Raw genomic sequence first — 17,312 nt, 5'->3', positions numbered from 1 at the left:
CTATATTTCGCTGCGGGGAGCACCCGGCGCCCTGTGCACGATGAGTGCGGCTGTGGCGTTGGTGGGCTGACCGGCGCGGTCAATGCCGAGCTCACCCGGCTGTATTGGACCGTCGGGCAGCGCCTAGCCCCCGAAGTGCTGGGCGGTGAGCGTGCCGGCTACGGCGCTCGCTTGCTCGATCAGTTGGGCCAGCAACTGGCGCAGGAATTCGGCCGCGGGTTCGAATCCCGCAACCTGCGTCGAATGGTGAAGTTCGCATAGGCTTTCCCTGATGTGGAGATTGTGTCGACGCTGTCGACACAATTGAGCTGGAGCCACCTGGTGGCCATCGTGGCGCTCAAGACGCCGGAGGCCCGTGCCTTCTTCCACATCGTCTGTCATTTACGTTCCCACGTTGCTCTATGTGGGAACGTAGGCTGTCAGGTCACAGCCTGCGGCTCAAGGACGTGGTTTACTGACCGCGTACCCTGAAGAACTTTGCCACCGTGGTGCCGCAGAAGTCGCGCCTGCTTCTGTACCTGCACGTCGACCCAGCCCAGGTGCTGCCGCTACCCTCGAACGGGCGGGATGTCAGGCAGCAGGGACATTGGGGAACGGGTGACCTGGAAATTTCCCTCGCGTCGCAGTCGGATCTGGATGCAGCGAAGCCGCTGATCCTGTTGGCGTATGAGGGCCGTGCGATGGGTGCGGTGACTGCGTCGGGCAGTTGACGGTCCGCCCAGGCGGGCCGCGAAACCTGCAGCCCGCAGACCAGCCGCTACCCGCCAGTCTCAGGCGCCCCCACGTCGCGCCTTCTCGCTCATCTGAAACAACTCCCCAGCCTTGCGAGCAAGTTCAGACGCAACCGCCAACAAATGCAGCTTCCGCAATGCGCTGTAAGGGGGCCTCGTGAGCGCCCCGGATGCGAGCAGAAAGACTTCAGCCCATCCAGCCCCGCGCCCGGTCCAGATGCTCGCGGCATTCACGCACCATGCGCTCGAGCAACTCCGCGCAGGTCGGCATGTCGTCGATCAGCCCGATGCACTGGCCGGCCGACACCACGCCGTCGTGCACCTCGCCCGACTCCAGCGCCGCACGGCCACGCGCACCGGCCACCAGCGGGCGCACCTCCTCGAATTCGCAGCCGCCAGGACGGTTCTCGGTGGCCACCACTTCTTCGGAGATGGCGTTGCGAAACACCCGAGCTGTGTTGCGCATGGTGCGGAACATCAGCCTGGTGTCGCGCTCGGTGGCATCGACCAGCGCCTGCTTGATGTTCGGGTGAATCGGCGCTTCCTGCGTCACGCAGAAGCGCGTGCCCATGTTCACGCCCTCGGCGCCCAGCGCCAATGCCGCCGCCATGCCGCGTCCGTCGGCGATGCCGCCCGACGCGATGATCGGAATGCGCAGCTTGCGTGCCGCGATGGGCAGCAGCACGAGGCCGGGCACGTCGTCTTCGCCCGGATGGCCCGCGCATTCGAAGCCGTCGACCGACACCGCGTCGACGCCATTGCGTTCCGCCGACAGCGCATGGCGCACCGAGGTGCACTTGTGGACGATCTTCACGTCGTGGCGCTTGAGCGCTTCGATGAAGTCCTTCGGGCTGTTGCCCGCGGTCTCCACGATCTTCACGCCGCTGTCGATGATGGCCTGCACGTATTCCGCATACGGCGGCGGCTTCACCGCCGGCAGGATCGTCAGGTTCACGCCGAAGGGCTTGTCTGTCAACGTGCGGGTGCGCGCGATCTCGTTGCGCAGGTCGTCGGGCGTGGGCTGCGTCAGCGCCGTGAGGATGCCGAGGCCGCCGGCGTTCGACACGGCTGCGGCCAACTCGGCGCGGCCCACCCATTGCATGCCGCCCTGGATGATGGGGTAGCGGATGCCGAGCAGTTCGGTGATGCGGGTTTTCATTTTTTTCTCCAGTGTTCGTGGCGGGCTGTGGCCCTCACTCTTCAGTCCACCGTCACCCCGGCGTCGCGAATCACCTTCCCCCACTTGGTCGTTTCCGCCGCAAGGAAGGCGTCGCATGCCTCTGGCGTGCTGCCTTCTGCGAACGTTCCCATGGCTTCGAGCTTGGCGCGTGTTTCTTCGCTGTGGATGATCTGGTTGACTGCCTCCGACATGCGTTTGACGATGTCGCGCGGTGTGCCGGCGGGCGCGATCATGCTCGCCCAGGTGCTTCCCACCATCCCCGCGAAACCTTGTTCCGCAAAAGTAGGCACGTCGGGCAGGATGGGCAGGCGCTTGTCGCCGGCCACGCCGATGAGACGGATGCGCCCGACCTTGGCGGGTTGGATCAGGTTGGGTGGTGGGTCCAGGAACAACGGCACCTGACCGCCCATCAGGTCGGCCAGGGCCGGCGAAGCGCCACGGTAGGGAACGTGCACCATGTCGGTCTTGGTCAGCGTCTTCAGCAACTCGCTGGTCAGGTGCGCTGCCGAGCCGCTGCCTGAGGAAGCGAAGCTCACCTTGCCCGGGTGGGCCTTGGCGTAGGCCACCAGTTCCTTGGCACTCTTGAAGGGCGCATTGTTGGCGACGGCTGCCACCAGCGGTGACACCCCCATGAGCGACACGCCCACCAGGTCCTTGCGCGGGTCATAGGGCAGCTTGGGGTAAAGCGTGGTGTTGGCCGTGAAAGCCGGAATCACCACCCCGAAGGTGTAGCCGTCGGGTGCGGACTTGGCCACCTGGTCCACGCCGATGATGCTGTTGGCTCCCGCCCTGTTCTCGATCACGATGGGCTGGCCCAGTTGCTTTTGCAGACCCACCTGCAACAGGCGCGCCATCTGGTCGGTAAAGCCTCCTGCCGTGTAGGGCACGATGATCTTGATCGGGCGGCTGGGCCAGGCGGACTGCGCCAGGGCTGGCAGAGCCGCGCTGGCCAGTGCGGCGGTGGCTGTCTGTATGAGCGCGCGGCGGGAAAGGGGAATGGTCATGGAATTTGTCACCAGATTCGTTGAATGAAAAATCGCTCTGGAGCTCGCCAGGAGAGCGTCGGAAGCCCTCCTTGAACCGCGCCAGAGCTCCGTTCAGATCGCCTGTGCAAGCTCGGGGACGGCCGCGAACAAGTCGGCGCCACGATCTTGCCGGTCTGGCCCAGTTCGGGGCTTTCGCTCTTCGTCACCTCGCGGCTCACGAAGCTCGACTTGCCGCTGTCGGCCAGGCCTTCGACGGTTTCGACCGAAGCCGAACCACCGGTCGCGGCCGTGCCGTCGCTCTTCGCGCGTACCTTGCCGCTGTAGTCGACGACCCGTTCGACCGGGACCAGAACCTTCATGGCTGTTCCTTTGAAGGACGAAAAATGGGTTACTCGAGCTTGGCGCCCGACTGCTTGATCAAGCGTTCCCACACGGGACGTTCCTGCTTCCAGGCGGCGAGAAAAAGCTCGGGCGAGCTGTCCTTGCTCTCGAAGCCCATGGCCGCCACGCGCTCGCGGACATCGGGCTGCTGCATGGCCTTGCGGACTTCGTCGGCGATGCGGTCCACGATGGCTTTGGGCGTTTTGGCTGGCACCGCGAAGGCGAGCCAGCCGGTCACGCGATAGGCCTCGTCCTTCAGGCCCTGCTCGGCCATCGTCGGCACGTTGGGCAGCGCGGCCATGCGGCGTTCGCCGCTCACGCCGATGGCCCGCACCTTGCCCGCGTCGATGTGCGGCTTGGCCACGAGCGCGCTCGCATAGGCCATCTGGATCTGGCCGCCGATCAGGTCCTGCATCATCGGCGCCTCGCCCTTGTAGGCGACGTGGTTCATCTCGGCCTGCTGCGTGAGGCTCATGTGCGCGCCGGCCAGGTGCGGGTAGGCGCCCACACCGTACGAGCCGTAGGCCACCTTTCCCTTGTTCGCGGCCACGTACTTCAGCAGCTCCGGCGCGGTCTTCACCGGCACGCTCGGATGCACCACCAGCACCAACGGACCCATAGCCACCTGGTAGACCAGCGTGAGGTCGCGCTGCGTGTCGTAGGGCAGCTTCTCGTAGAGGAATTCGTTGGTCAGCAGCGCGTTGCTGAGCGAGAAGACGACGGTGTAGCCATCGGGCGCCGACTTGGCGACCGCGTCGGTGCCGATGATGCCGGCCGCGCCGGGCTTGTTGTCGATGATGACGGGCTGGCCGAAGCCGGTCGACATCTTCTGGGCCAGCACGCGCGCGAGCACGTCGGTCGCGCCGCCGGCCTGGAAGGGCACGACGAGGCGGATGGACTTGTTCGGGTAGGGCGCCTGCGCATGCGCGGGTGCCAGCGCGAACAGTGCGGCGGTCGATGCTGCTGCGGCGCAGAGCAATGCGCGCAGGTTGGAGGATGGATGGGCCATGGTCTTGTCTCCCGTTGGTTTCAGAAACTCTTGAAGTTCATTTCAGCGCGATGCACGTCTTGAAGGGCAGCGGTGCCAGCACTTTCTGCAGCCGCTCCTGCAGTGGTGCGGCGAGTGCGCCCGCTGCGGCGGCGTCGATCTGCACATGCACGAGGTTTTCGCCTTCCGTGCTCACCGCGGGCCGAGCCGCATCGCTCAGCCCGAGTTCGGCGCAGACCTCGGTGACCGTGGCCGCCACCACCTGCCGCGCGGCCATGGCGCGCAGCTCGGGCTTGTAGATCTTGCCGACGTTGGTCATGGGCATCGTCGTGATCACCGACACCCACTTGGGCCGCGCGGGTGCCTCGTCCACACGCGCGGAAGTGAAAGCCAGCAGCTCGTCTTCGGCGGCGGAGGCGCCGGGCACCAGCGTCGCGAAGATCACGGGCAGCTCGCCCGCGTAGGCATCGGGGGCGCCCACGGCGGCGCACAGCTGCACGGCCGGGTGCGCGCCCAGCGCGTCCTCGATGGTCTTGGGGTCGATGTTGTGGCCGCTGCGGATGATCAGGTCCTTCGAGCGGCCTGTGAGATGCAGCCGCTCCTCGGCGTCCATCCAGCCCAGGTCGCCGGTCGCGAGCCAGCCGTCGGCCGTGAAGGCCTTGGCGTTGTCGGCCGGATCGACGAAACCCGAGAACACGTTGGGCGACTTGAACAGCACCATGCCGGTCTCGCCCGGCGCCACTTCGCGCTCGCTCGCGTTGCCGTTCTCGTCGAGCGCCACGATGCGCACCTGCGCGTACGGCAGGCGAAAGCCGACGCAGCCGGCGGGCCCGTTCACGCCGGGCGGCGTGATGGTCGAGATGCCGGCCATCTCGGTCATGCCCAGGCTCTCGTGCACGTGCAGGCCGAACAGGCGCTCGAAGCGCGCGGCCAGCTCGGGCGCGAGCACGGCGGCGCCGGTGCGGCAGTAGGTGATGGACGAAATGTCCGCGCCGTCCAGCGGCACGTTGGCCAGTGCCGCGAGCACCGTGGGCACGGCCGACAGCGAGGTCGGGCGGTACTTTTCGACGAGCTTCCAGTAGTTGGCCAGCACCTCCTTGTTGCGCAGCAGCGAAGGCGTCGGAATGATCACCTCCGCGCCTGCCGACAGCGACGACAGCGAGGCCGGCAGCACGCCCGCCACATGGAACAGCGGGTAGCCGTTGACCGAGATGCCGTGCTCGCTCATGCCCGCGAGCTGCACGCTGGCCCAGGCGGTGAACACCTGCGCGCCGTGGCTGTGGCGTGCCAGCTTGGGGGCGCCCGTGGTGCCGCCGGTGTGAAAGTAGGCAGCGATGTCGGTGGGCGCGATGTCGCGGCCGCTCACGAGGCGGTCGGACGGTTGCACGGCGCGCAGCACGTCGAACTCGGCCACGCCTTCGGGCAACGCACCCGCAGCACCCTGTGCTTCGTCGTGCGGCGCCACGCGCAGCACGGTGGTGAGCGTGGGCACCTGGCCGCGCAGGCGCATGGCCTTCGACCACATGCCCGATTCGCTGTCCGAGCCATAGGCGATCAGCACCTTGGCGCGGCCCGCGGTCATCAGTGCCACCAGCTTTTCATCGGTGAGCAACGGGTTGAGCGGTTGAACGATGCCGGCCGCTTCTCCGCCCCAGAGTGCGAGGTGGTATTCGAGGCAACCGGGCAGCAGCACGGCCACCGCGTCGTCCGGCCCCACGCCCAGCGTGTGCAGCAGGTTGGCGGTTTGGTGGATGCGTGCGAGCAGCTCGGCATACGACCAGCGGATCGGCTCGTCGGCCGGGTTGCCGGTGCGCAGGAAGGTCAGCGCGGTCTTGTCGCCGAAGGCCGCGCTGGCATTGCAGAAAATCTCGTAGGTGCTGCGCACCGTGAGCGCTTCTGCGAGCGGCGTTGCCTCGAGCACGCGGATGTCGGCGAGCCCGCGCACCGGAAACCGGGGGCGAAACGGTGCGCCGATGACGTTGTTGTTCTTGTCGTTGCCTGTTGTCATGGTGTCTCCTTGAGGTCGTCTGGCCGGCTGCGGACGGGATGCCCCGCCTTGTGTCTCACTGGTTCGTGATCTTGTTGTCGCGGATGACCTTGCCCCAGCGCTCGAAGTCCTGGCGCATGCGCGCGCCGGTCTGTTCCGGCGTGCCGTACGCCGCGAAGGAGCCCACGCTCTCAAGCTTCTCGCCGACTTCCTTGTCGGCCAGTGCCTTCTTCAGCTCGGCGCTCATGCGGTCGACCACAGCTTGCGGCGTGCCGGCCGGGGCCAGCAGCGCGCCCCACGAGGTGGCGTCGAAACCGGGGAAGCCCTGCTCGGCCACGGTCTTTACGTCGGGCAGCAGGCTCACGCGCTTGCCGGAGCCCACGGCGATCGGGCGCAGCGTGCCGGCGCGGATGTGCGGGATCACGGCCACGAGGTCGGAGAACATCGCGGGCACCTGGCCGCCGATCAGGTCGGTCACGGCCGGAGCGCTGCCGCGGTAGGGCACGTGCTGCATCTCGAACTTGCCGATGTTCTTCAGCTGCTCGGTCGTCAGGTGGCCGAAGCTGCCGGCGCCGGCGGTCGTGTAGTTGAGCTTTCCGCCGTCGGCCTTGGCCTTGGCGATCAGGTCCTGCAGGCCGTTCACGCCGGGCAGGGCCTTCGGGTTCACCACCATCACGATCGGCAGGTCGTACACCGTGCCCACGGGCGTGAAGCTCTTGAAGATGTCGTAGGGCACGGTGCCGTACAGGTGCGAGGCCAGCAGCGTGGGCGTGGCCAGCATCACGAAGGTGTAGCCGTCGGGTGCGGCCTTGGCTGCGAAGGCCGCGCCGATGGTGCCCGAGGCGCCGCTGCGGTTGTCGACCAGGATGTTCTGCTTGAGCGACAGCGACATCTTCTGCGCCACGATGCGCGAGGCCACGTCGGTCGGGCCGCCGGGCGGGAAGGGCACGACCAGCGTGATCGGCTTGGTGGGCCAGGCTTGCGCGAAGGCGGTGCCGGTCAGCAGGGGAAGGGCCAGGGCGATCAAGGCGCGGCGCACGGGATTGCGAGGGGAGCTAAGAAACGGAAAGGTCATGGACTTCTCTTCAGGGATGCGGGCGTTGTCTTCGCGGGGTGCGATCAGACGACGCCGTTCGTTTTCAGCGCTGCCAGCTTTTCATCCGACAGGCCGAGCAGGGACTTCAGCACGTCGTGCGTGCCTTCGCCCAAAGTGGGCGGCGCGCTGCGCACGGGCAGGCGCTCGCCATCGAAACGGTAGGGCGGCGCCAGCACGTTGACCGTGCCGGCCACCGGGTGCGGCTGCGTGGTCACGAGGCCGGCGTCGGTGGCGCGCTTGGAGTTCAGCGCCTCCAGCAGTCCCAGCACTTCGCCGCAGGGAATGCCCGAGGCGTTGAGTTTTTCGAGCAGCGCGGCGCGCGGGCGCTTGGCCAGCTCGGCGTGCAGTTCGGGCAGCAGCACATCGCGGTTGGCCGAGCGCAGGATGTTGGTCTTGAAGCGCTCGTCTGCCGTGAGGTCGGGCCGCTCGATCACCTCGGTGCAGAAGCGCGCGAACTGCGCGTTGTTGCCCACGGTGATCACCAGCGGGCCGTCTTGCGCGTCGAACACGCCGTACGGCACGATCGACGGATGCGAGTTGCCGTAGCGCGGCGGGTCTTCGCCCATCAGCAGCGCTTCGAGGCCGTAGTAGGCCGTGATCATCAGGCCGCAGTCGAATAGCGCCATCTCCACATGCCGGCCCTTGCCGGTCTTCTCGCGCTGGTAGAGCGCGGCCAGGATGGCCTGCGCCGAGTACATGCCGGTGAACAGGTCGACGGCCGCCACGCCGAACTTCAGCGGCGGCTGGTCGGCTTCGCCGTTCAGCGCCATCAGGCCGGCCTCGCCCTGCACCACGAGGTCGTAGCCGGGGCGCGCGGCCTCGGGGCCGGTGCGGTCGTAGCCCGAGATCGAGCAGTAGATGAGGCCCGGCTGTTCCTTGCGGAGCTGTGCGTAGCCCAGGCCCAGCTTGTCGATGCCGCCGAACTTGAAGTTCTGGATCACCACGTCGCACTGCTTGGCCAGGTCGCGCGCGATCTGCTGGCCTTCGGGCGTCTGCAGGTCGAGCGTGACCGAGCGCTTGTTGCGGTTCACGCTGTTGAAGTAGGCGGTCTCGGTCTTGCCGACGCGCAGGCCCCAGTCGCGCGTGTCGTCGCCGCGGCCCGGGTGCTCGACCTTGATCACTTCGGCACCCATGTCGGCGAGCACCATGCCGCACCAGGGGCCCGCGAGGATGCGGGACAGATCGAGGACGCGTACGCCGGCGAGCGGCAGGGAGGAATTCAGCATGGGCATAGCGGCTCCAGGAAGACGTGAGACCGGGTTGGGTTCGAAATACAGATCCGTTCGCGCTGAGTTTGTCGAAGCGCCACGCGAGGCTTCGATCCTTCGACAAGCTCAGGACCGGCCAAGCTCAGCCCGAACGGTTGTTGGGATAGGCACAAATCACTCTTTACACGGTTCGCGCTGAGCCTGTCGAAGGGCCGTTCGCGGTGGGCGCGAGGCTTCGACAGGCTCAGTTCGAACGGTTGTTGGGATAGCCACAGATCACTCCTTATACCGTTCGCCCTGAGCCTGTCGAAGGGCTGCTCGCGGTGGGCGAAAGGCTTCGGCAGGCTCAGCCCGAACGGTTGTTGGGATAGGCAAAAATCACTCTTTACACCGTTCGCTTTGAGCCTGTCGAAGGGCTGCTCGCGGTGGGCGCAAGGCTTCGGCAAGCTCAGCCCGAACGGTCGTTGGGATAGCCACGAATCACTCCTTACACCGTTCGCCCTGAGCCTGTCGAAGGGCTGCTCGCGATGGGCGCGAGGCTTCGACAGGCTCAGCCCGAACGGTTGTTGGGATAGCCACGAATCACTCCTTACACCGTTCGCCCTGAGCCTGTCGAAGGGCTGCTCGCGATGGGCGCAAGGCTTCGACAGGCTCAGCCCGAACGGTTGTTGGGATAGCCACGAATCACTCCTTACACCGTTTGCCCTGAGCCTGTCGAAGGGCTGCTCGCGGTGGGCGAAAGGCTTCGACAAGCTCAGCCCGAACGGTTGTTGGGACAGGCACAAATCACTCCTTACACCGTTCGTCCTGAGCCTGTCGAAGGGCTGCTCGCGATGGGCGCGAGGCTTCGACAGGCTCAGCCCGAACGGTTTTGGGTTCGGTTTCAGGTTCAGGTTCAGGTTCAGGTTCAGGTTCAGGTTCGATGAGGATGAGGATGAGGCCGGGGCGTCAGAACGCGTCCTGCTTCTTGTGGCGCAGCGCGACGAAATCCGCCTTGCGCTTGCCGAGAAAGGCACCGATGCCTTCGGCCGCTTCCGCATCGGCCTGTGCTTCGACCATATAGACGGCTTCCAGTTCCAGCTGTTCTTCGAGCGATGCACGATGCGCCTGCCGGCACAGCGTCTTGATGCGCGCACTCGCCCGCAGGGGGCCGTTCGCCACCTTGGCCGCGAGCGCGATGGCTTCGGCCAGCGCGGCGCCCTTGTCGGTCAGGCGGTTGACGGCGCCCAGCGCGTGCAGACGTTCGGCCGGCAGGCGGTCGCCGGTCAGGCACATCTCGGTCAGCACCTGGCGCGAGACGAACTCCGACAGGAAGGCCGTGGCACCGCCGTCCGGCGTGAGGCCGACCTTGACGTAGGCCACGGTGTAGAAGGCATCGCGCGCCGACACCAGCATGTCGCAGGCCAGCGCCATCGACAGGCCCGCGCCCGCCGCGCCGCCTTCGACGGCCGCGATGACGGGCTTGCCGCAATCGCGGATCGCACGGATCAGGTCGTGCAGGCCTTCGAGCTTTTCGCGGCGTTCCGATGCGGGCAGTTCGCGGCGCTTGGCCAGCAGATTCAGATCGCCGCCGGAGCAGAAGAAATCGCCCGCGCCGGTGAAGACGATGGCGCCGATTTCGGGATCGTTCACCGCATCGTTGAGCGCGGCTAACAATTCGGCATAGAGCGTCGGCGTGATCGCGTTGCGCGCGCCGGGGTTGCTGTTGGTCAGGATGCGGACGGCGCCTTCTTGCGAAATCAGCACGGTCTTGTCCGTCATGCCGCCAGCTCCTTGCCGAGCGCGATGTAGCGCTGCAGGTGGTGGTCTTCGTCGCCCAACTGGTGGTCGATCATCACGAGCCGCTTGGCGTAATGCGGCAGCGGCAGCTCCCAAGTCATGCCGATGCCACCGTGCATCTGGATGCTCTCTTCCGCGACCAGCGCGCCGATGCGACCGATGCTGAACTTGGCGGCCGACAGCGCACGCTCGCGCGCCACACGGTCCGTGCCATCGATGGCGGCTGCGGCGTTGATGACCGCCGAGCGGGCCTGTTCGATCTCGAGCAGCAGGTCGGCCATGCGATGCTGCAGCGCCTGGAAGCTGCCGATGAGAATGCCGAACTGCTTGCGTGTGCGCAGGTAGTCCAGCGTGGCGGTCTTGGCGGCTTCCATGGCGCCCAAGGCTTCGGCGCACAGCGCGAGCACGCCGCGGCCGATGGCGCGCTCCAGCGTTGCATGGCCCTGGCCTTCCGCGCCGAGCAATGCATCGGCGCCGAGCGTCACGCCGTCCAGCGTGAGTTCGGCGACGCGGCCACCGTCGATGGCGGGGCAGCCGCGGACCGAAAGACCTGCCGTCTTCGCGGGCACCAGGAACAGCGAGATGCCGGCCTCGTCGTCGACATTGCCCGAGGTGCGGGCCGAGACCAGGAACAGGTCGGCCTGCTCGCCTTGCGGCACCACAGCCTTGGCGCCCTTCAGCACCCAGCCGTCGCCGCTGCGCTCGGCCTTCGTCGCCACGCGCGTGCGCTCGTAGTGCGTATCGGCTTCGTCGTGCGCAAAGGCAGCAACAGTCACGCCGTTGATGATGTCGCCGAGCTTTTCTTTCTGCGCGGCGTTGCCGGCCGCGCTGAGCGCCTCGCCGACCATCACCGCACCCAGCAGCGGCTCGACCACGAGGCCGCGGCCCAGCGCCTCGAAGACGACGGCGATGTCGAAGCCGCCGCCGCCGAAGCCGCCATCGGCTTCGTTGAACAGAGCGCCGATCACGCCCAGTTCGGCGAACTGCTGGAACGTCTCTTTGCTGAACCCGTGCTCGGACTTCGCGATGCGGTCGCGCGCATCGAAGGCGTACTGCTCGGCGATGAAGCGGTTCAGGCTGTCGGCGAGCATGCGCCGGTCTTCGGTGTGTTCGAAGTTCACTGCATGTCTCCTTACAGGCCCAGGATCATCTTGCTGATGATGTTCTTCTGGATTTCATTGGAGCCGCCGAAGATCGACAGCTTGCGGTTGTTGAAGTAGCGCGCGGCGGCGGCCGACGCATAGGCGGGGCCGAAGGGCTCACCGTCGAAGCCGTCGTGCAGCGCTTCCTCGACGAAGGGCCGTCCGTACACGCCCATCGCACGACGGGCCAGCGACGAAATCTCCTGGCGGATTTCGGTGCCGCGAATCTTCAGCATCGAACTCTCCGCACCCGGCACACCGCCACCGGCCACGGCCGCGATCACGCGCAGGTTCGTCGTCTTCATGTTTTCCAGGTCGATCTCGACACGCGCCATGCGTGCGGCGAAAGCCGGGTCTTCGTTCAACGGCTTGCCGGTCTTCGTCTGCTTCGCGGCAATGCCCTTGAGCTGTTCGAGCGCGGCCACCGAGAAGCCCACGCCCGCGATGTTCGTGCGTTCGTAGGTCAGCAGGTACTTGGCGCAGGTCCAGCCCTTGTTCTCTTCGCCCACCAGGTTCTCGGCGGGCACGCGCACGTCGGAGAAGAAGACTTCGTTGACTTCATGCTCGCCGTCGAGCGTGATGATCGGGCGCACTTCGACGCCGGGCGAGGTCATGTCGATCAGCAGGAAGCTGATGCCTTCCTGCTTCTTCGCCTCGCGGTTGGTGCGCACCAGGCAGAAGATCATGTTGGCGTGCTGGCCCAGCGTGGTCCAGGTCTTCTGGCCGTTCACGATGTAGTGGTCGCCCTGGGCATCGATGCCGCGCACGGCCGAGGTCTTCACTGCGGCCAGGTCGGAGCCCGCGCCGGGTTCCGAATAGCCCTGGCACCACCAGTCGGCGCCGTCGAGGATGCGCGGCAGCCAGCGCTGCTTCTGCGCTTCGTTGCCGTACTTGATGAGCACCGGCCCCAGCATTTTCACGCCGAAGGGCACGATGCGCGGCGCGAAGGCGAGGGCGCATTCGTGCTCGAAGATGAACTTCTCCACCGCCGTCCAACCCGGGCCGCCGTACTGCTCGGGCCAGTGGTTGGCGAGCCAGCCGCGCGCATTCAGGATGGCGTGCCACTCCTGCATGTCGGCCTTGCTCAGAATCTGGCCGCCGCCGACCTTGGCCGAGAGGCGCGCGGGCAGCTTGTCGGCGAGGAAGGCGCGCACTTCGGCGCGGAAGGCTTCTTCTTCGGAAGTGAAGTTCAGGTCCATGTCTTATCTCTCGGATAGAGGGTTGACGTATTCAAGTGGAACCCCGCGGAACCGGCTTTGCCGGGCCGCAGGGGGTGCCCCCGGAAAGGGGGGTGGAGAAGCGAAACGAAGTGCGCGAAGCCTGGGGGAGAGTGAAGGCTGTCAGTAGATTTCAAAGAGGCCAGCCGCGCCCATGCCGCCGGCAATGCACATCGTCACCACGGCGTACCTGGCACCGCGGCGCTTGCCTTCGATCAGCACGTGGCCCGTGAGGCGCGCGCCGGTCATGCCGAAGGGGTGGCCGATGGAGATGGCGCCGCCGTTCACGTTCAGGCGTTCCGACGGAATGCCCAGCTTGTCCTGGCAGTAGATCGACTGCGAGGCAAAGGCTTCGTTGAGTTCCCACAGGTCGATGTCCTCGACCTTCAGGCCGTGGCGCGCAAGCAGCTTGGGCACGGCGAAGACCGGGCCGATGCCCATCTCGTCGGGCTCGCAACCGGCCAGCGCCAGGCCGCGGAACGCGCCCAGCGGCTTGAGGTTGGCGCGTTCGGCGTCCTTGGCTTCCATCATCACGCAGGCCGAGGCGCCGTCGGACAGCTGCGAGGCGTTGCCGGCGGTGATGAACTTGTCTTCGCCCATCACCGGCTTGAGCTTGGCCAGCGCTTCGTAGGTGGTGCCGCGGCGGTTGCAGTTGTCTTCCGTGGCGGTGACTTCGCGGTGCGTCACTTCCTTCGTGTCCTTGTCGGTCACGGCCATCGTGGTGGTGCAGGCGACGATCTCGTCCTTGTAGCGACCGGCCAGTTGCGCTTCCTCGGTCTTGCGCTGGCTCTCGGCGGAGAAGCGGTCCTGCGCTTCGCGGCTGATGTTGTAGCGCTTGGCCACGATGTCGGCGGTGTCGATCATCGCCATGTAGAGCGCGGGCTTGTGCTCGACGATCCACGGGTCCAGGCTGAGGTCGCCGCCGTCTCCGGGGCTGCGGCCGCGGATCTGCGAGATGCTTTCGACGCCGCCCGCGATCATGGCCGGCGCGCCGTCCACCACGATGCGGCCCGCGGCCATGGCAATCGCCTGCAGGCCTGAGGCGCAGAAGCGGTTCACCGTGGTGCCGGCGATGCTGATCGGCAGGCCCGAACGGATGATGGCCTGGCGCGCGATGTTGCGGCCCGTGGTGCCCTCGGGGTAACCGCAGCCGAGGATCGCGTCCTCGATCAGCGCCGGGTCCAGTCCCGAGCGCTCGACCGCGGCCTTCACCGCGAACGAGGCCAGCGTGGCGCCGGAGGTGATGTTGAATTCGCCGCGGTGCGCCTTGGTGAGCGGGGTGCGGGCGGTGGAAACGATGACGGCTTCACGCATGGGATGACTCCTTGATGGACGGACCTGTACGGACTCGGATGAACGCTGATTACTCGGATTTGTTGAGGCTGGCGAAGTCCGCGCCCTGCGCGACCAGTTCGACCAGCAGTGGCGACGGCTTCCAGAAGATCGGGTCTTCCTTGGCGAACTCGCGGATGTCGGCCAGCACCTTCGGCAGACCCACCGTGTCGGCGTACTTCATCGGGCCGCCGCGATGGCGCGGGAAGCCGTAGCCGTAGAGGAAGGTCACGTCCACATCGAGCGGGCGCAGCGCGATGCGCTGCAGCACGACGTTGGCGCCTTCGTTGACCATCGCGGCCATGTAGCGGCGCATGATTTCCTCTTCGGTGAAAGCGCGCGGCGTGATGCCGACGCGCTCGCGCTCGGCGTCGATGATGGCCAGCACCTCGGGGTCGGGCACGCCGGTGCGTGCGCCTTCGGGGTACAGGTAGTAGCCGCGCTGGGTCTTCTGGCCGAACCAGCCGCGCTCGCAGATGCGGTCGGCAATCTGCACGTAGCGCGCCTGCGGGTCGCGCGTGGCGGCCTTGCGCTTGCGCGTGGCCCAGCCGATGTCGCCGCCGGCCAGGTCGGACACCTGGAACGGGCCCATCGGGTAGCCGAAGTTGCGAACGGCCGCGTCGATGTCGTACGGCGAGGCGCCGTCTTCCATCATGTGGTCGGCCGCCTGGCGGTACACGGCCAGGATGCGGTTGCCGATGAAGCCGTCGCACACGCCGGCGCGCACCGGCACCTTCTTCAGCTTCTTCGCCAGCTCGAAGCCGGTGGCGACCACGTCGGCGCGGACCTTGGCGGGCACCACGATCTCGAGCAGCTTCATGATGTTGGCCGGCGAGAAGAAATGCAGGCCGACCACGTCCTGCGGCCGCGAGATGCTGGCCGCGATCTCGTCGATGTCCAGGTACGAGGTGTTGGTGGCCAGTACGGCGCCCTTCTTGCACACGCGGTCGAGTTCGGCGAACACGGCTTTCTTGACCGCCATGTCCTCGAACACGGCCTCGACCACGATGTCGACGTCGGCCAGGGCGTCGTAGCTGGTGGCGCCGTTGAAGCGCGCCATCAAGGCGGCCTTGGCCTCGGGCGTCATGCGCTCCTTCTTGATGAGGCCGTCGTACACCTTCTCGACGTTGGCGCGGCCGCGCGCGAGCTGGGCGTCGTCGCGCTCGATCATCGTCACGGGCATGCCCGCGTCGAGCATGGCCACGGCAATGCCCGCGCCCATGGTGCCGCCACCGACGATGCCGGCGGATGCGAGCGCGCGCGGCTTGGCCGACCGGGTTTCGGGCGCCTTCAGCACTTCGCGTTCGGCGAAGAAGGCGTGGATCAGGCCGGCGCGCTGCGGGCTGTCGATGCACTGCAGGAACAGCTTGCGCTCCAGCGCCATGCCGTCGTCGAAAGGCAGCGTGAGCGCGCCTTCGACGGCTTCGACGATCTTCATCGGCGAGAACAGGCCACGGCTCTTCTTGGCGGTGTCGGCGCGCGCGGCGTCGAGGGCGGCGCGGGCTGCGTCCTGGTCGGCCAGGCCGGTGGCCTTGCGCGTGCGGCGCACCGGGGCGTTGGCGGCGACCAGTTCCTGCGCGTAGGCCAGGCCTTCGGCGCGCGCGTCGGTGTCTGCGGCGACGCGGTCCACGAGGCCGAGCGACAGCGCTTCCTTCGCACCCGCATGGCGGCCGCTGAGCATCAGCTCGATCGCGGGCTTCACGCCGATCAGGCGCGGCGTGCGCTGCGTGCCGCCCGAGCCGGGCAGCAGGCCCAACGCCACTTCGGGCAGGCCCAGCCTGGCGGTGAGCGAAGCGAGGCGGTAGTGCGCCGACAGCGCAATCTCCAGTCCGCCGCCGAGTGCGGCGCCATGAACGGCCGCAACCACCGGCTTGGTGCAGTTCTCGATCTTCAGGCAGACCTCGGGCAGCGAGGGCGGCTGCGGCGTCTGGCCGAACTCCCGGATGTCGGCGCCGGCGATGAAGTTGCGGCCCGCGCCGACGATCAGCACCGCCTTGGCCGCGCTGTCGGCCTCGGCCGCGTCGATGGCGGCCGCCAGGCCGCGGCGCACTTCCACGCCCAGGGCGTTGACGGGCGGGTTGTCGATGGTCACCACGAACACGTCGCCTTGACGTTGAGAGGTGACGGGACCGGACGTGGAAGGGCTGGGGGTTGTGGTGGCCATGTGCTTGTCTCTTGCGTTGGCGGACCCTGCGAACGCGAGGGGCCCGAGGCTCTGCGGGTGAACCCCGCATTCTTGGCCCGCATCGCGGCTTTGACAATTGCATAGATGGTTGACAGACTGTCAAATAATATTTGACACACTCCGTCCATGGACCTGCAATCGCTGACCCTGCTGGTGGAAATCCTTGACGCCGGCAACCTGAGCGCCGCCGCGCGGCGGCTGAAGATGAGCCGCGCCAACGTCAGCTACCACCTGAACCAGTTGGAGCGCTCGGTCGGCGCGCAACTGATACGGCGCACCACCCGCCGCGCCGAGCCCACCGAGATCGGCCTGCGGCTGTACCAGCACGGCGTGGCGATCCAGACCGAGCTGCTGGCGGCGCGTGAGTCGGTCACGGCGCTGGGCGAGGGGCTGCAGGGCCGGGTGCGCCTGAGCGTTCCCAGCGGCTACGGCCAGCTCGTGATGGCCGACTGGCTCATCGACTTCAAGCGCCAGTACCCCGGCATCGTGCTCGACGTGGTGTTCGAGAACCGCATCGAAGACCTGCTGCGCGACGAGGTCGACATCGCGATCCGCGTGATTCCCGAGCCGCCGCAGAACCTCGTGGCGCGCGAGATGGGGCCGGTGCGCTACGTGGCCTGCGCCACGCGCGCATTCGCCGAGCGCCACCCGCTGCCCGTGCAGCTCGACGCGCTGCGCACCACGCCCGTGGTCACGGCCGCGGTCATCGGGCGGCAGTTGCGCATCTCGGCCTATCAGGGCGAGACGCGGCGCGAGGTGATCCTGGAGCCGACGCTGATCTCGGAGAACTTCTTGTTCCTGCGCCAGGCCATCCTCGCGGGCCTGGGCGTCGGCCTCGTGCCCGACTACGTGGTGCAGGAGGACGTGCGCCGCGGCGACGTGGTGACCACGCTGGACGACTGGCGCCTGTCGATCTTCGGCACCCAGATGTTCATGCTCTACATGCCGAACCGCCAGCACACGCGGGCGATCAGCACCTTCATCGAATTCATTCTGTCGCGGACGCGGGAGCGGGCGCTGGACGCCGGCGATCAGTCGCAGCGGTAGATGACTTCACCGGCCGGCACGCCCGAGGCCGGGACTTTGTGGACAGGGGGTTG

The 17,312-nt window shown here is 67.1% G+C and carries 14 protein-coding genes and 1 pseudogene; 3 read left to right on the top strand and 12 right to left on the bottom strand.

Annotated elements, in window-relative coordinates; translation table 11 throughout:
- Positions 1 to 33: 33 nt before the first annotated feature.
- Positions 34 to 261, top strand: a complete 228-nt coding sequence (locus ACSFBC_RS08990; protein WP_435509953.1) for a DUF1016 N-terminal domain-containing protein — start codon at positions 34 to 36, stop codon at positions 259 to 261.
- A 224-nt stretch (positions 262 to 485) separates the two neighbouring features.
- Entirely contained in the window at positions 486 to 710 is a 225-nt protein-coding gene (locus tag ACSFBC_RS08985; RefSeq protein WP_435509952.1) for a hypothetical protein, read from the top strand.
- Positions 711 to 918: 208 nt separating this feature from the next.
- Here ACSFBC_RS08985 and ACSFBC_RS08980 read toward each other — a convergent pair whose 3' ends face one another.
- From ACSFBC_RS08980 to ACSFBC_RS08925, 12 genes and pseudogenes are all read right to left on the bottom strand, one after another.
- The gene (locus ACSFBC_RS08980) at positions 919 to 1,890 is read right to left on the bottom strand and encodes an NAD(P)H-dependent flavin oxidoreductase (protein ID WP_435509951.1); all 972 of its coding nucleotides are present in this window, start codon (positions 1,888 to 1,890) and stop codon (positions 919 to 921) included.
- A gap of 41 nt (positions 1,891 to 1,931) precedes the next feature.
- Positions 1,932 to 2,915 carry a tripartite tricarboxylate transporter substrate binding protein gene (locus ACSFBC_RS08975; protein WP_435509950.1) on the bottom strand — a complete coding sequence of 328 codons (984 nt, stop codon included), beginning with the start codon at positions 2,913 to 2,915 and terminating at the stop codon, positions 1,932 to 1,934.
- A 137-nt stretch (positions 2,916 to 3,052) separates the two neighbouring features.
- Positions 3,053 to 3,193 (bottom strand): annotated as a pseudogene (locus ACSFBC_RS08970) (electron transfer flavoprotein subunit alpha/FixB family protein); the annotation flags it as partial.
- A 92-nt stretch (positions 3,194 to 3,285) separates the two neighbouring features.
- Positions 3,286 to 4,287, bottom strand: coding sequence for a Bug family tripartite tricarboxylate transporter substrate binding protein (locus ACSFBC_RS08965; protein WP_435509949.1), 1,002 nt, complete (start codon positions 4,285 to 4,287; stop codon positions 3,286 to 3,288).
- 37 nt (positions 4,288 to 4,324) lie between these two features.
- Positions 4,325 to 6,274 (bottom strand): acyl-CoA synthetase, encoded by a 1,950-nt coding sequence (locus tag ACSFBC_RS08960; RefSeq protein ID WP_435509948.1) that lies wholly within the window; start codon positions 6,272 to 6,274, stop codon positions 4,325 to 4,327.
- A 55-nt stretch (positions 6,275 to 6,329) separates the two neighbouring features.
- Complete coding sequence (locus ACSFBC_RS08955) at positions 6,330 to 7,328, bottom strand: Bug family tripartite tricarboxylate transporter substrate binding protein (protein ID WP_435509947.1); 999 nt, start codon at positions 7,326 to 7,328, stop codon at positions 6,330 to 6,332.
- Between the two features lie 44 nt (positions 7,329 to 7,372).
- Positions 7,373 to 8,581 carry a CaiB/BaiF CoA transferase family protein gene (locus tag ACSFBC_RS08950; protein ID WP_435509946.1) on the bottom strand — a complete coding sequence of 403 codons (1,209 nt, stop codon included), beginning with the start codon at positions 8,579 to 8,581 and terminating at the stop codon, positions 7,373 to 7,375.
- A gap of 924 nt (positions 8,582 to 9,505) precedes the next feature.
- Positions 9,506 to 10,318 (bottom strand): oxepin-CoA hydrolase, alternative type, encoded by an 813-nt coding sequence (locus ACSFBC_RS08945; RefSeq protein ID WP_435509945.1) that lies wholly within the window; start codon positions 10,316 to 10,318, stop codon positions 9,506 to 9,508.
- On the bottom strand, positions 10,315 to 11,457 hold the full coding sequence (locus ACSFBC_RS08940; protein WP_435509944.1) for an acyl-CoA dehydrogenase family protein: 1,143 nt from the start codon (positions 11,455 to 11,457) through the stop codon (positions 10,315 to 10,317). Before ACSFBC_RS08940 ends, ACSFBC_RS08945 begins: the two co-directional genes overlap by 4 nt.
- 11 nt (positions 11,458 to 11,468) lie before the next feature.
- Positions 11,469 to 12,677, bottom strand: a complete 1,209-nt coding sequence (locus ACSFBC_RS08935; protein ID WP_435509943.1) for an acyl-CoA dehydrogenase family protein — start codon at positions 12,675 to 12,677, stop codon at positions 11,469 to 11,471.
- Between the two features lie 141 nt (positions 12,678 to 12,818).
- Positions 12,819 to 14,009: an acetyl-CoA C-acyltransferase gene (locus tag ACSFBC_RS08930; RefSeq protein ID WP_435509942.1), complete on the bottom strand. Its 1,191-nt coding sequence runs from the start codon at positions 14,007 to 14,009 to the stop codon at positions 12,819 to 12,821.
- Positions 14,010 to 14,058: 49 nt separating this feature from the next.
- Positions 14,059 to 16,191, bottom strand: coding sequence for a 3-hydroxyacyl-CoA dehydrogenase NAD-binding domain-containing protein (locus ACSFBC_RS08925; protein WP_435509941.1), 2,133 nt, complete (start codon positions 16,189 to 16,191; stop codon positions 14,059 to 14,061).
- A 147-nt stretch (positions 16,192 to 16,338) separates the two neighbouring features.
- On the opposite strand from ACSFBC_RS08925, the gene ACSFBC_RS08920 reads away from it, so the two are divergent.
- A complete protein-coding gene (locus tag ACSFBC_RS08920) occupies positions 16,339 to 17,259 on the top strand; it encodes a LysR family transcriptional regulator (protein WP_435509940.1) in 921 nt (306 codons plus the stop codon).
- Positions 17,260 to 17,312: the final 53 nt, after the last annotated feature.

The organism is Variovorax frigidus, from assembly GCF_051216515.1.
Taxonomy (GTDB): domain Bacteria; phylum Pseudomonadota; class Gammaproteobacteria; order Burkholderiales; family Burkholderiaceae_C; genus Variovorax.
Note: the sequence above shows the minus strand (reverse complement) of the source record. Positions and strands in the feature narration are given on the sequence as shown.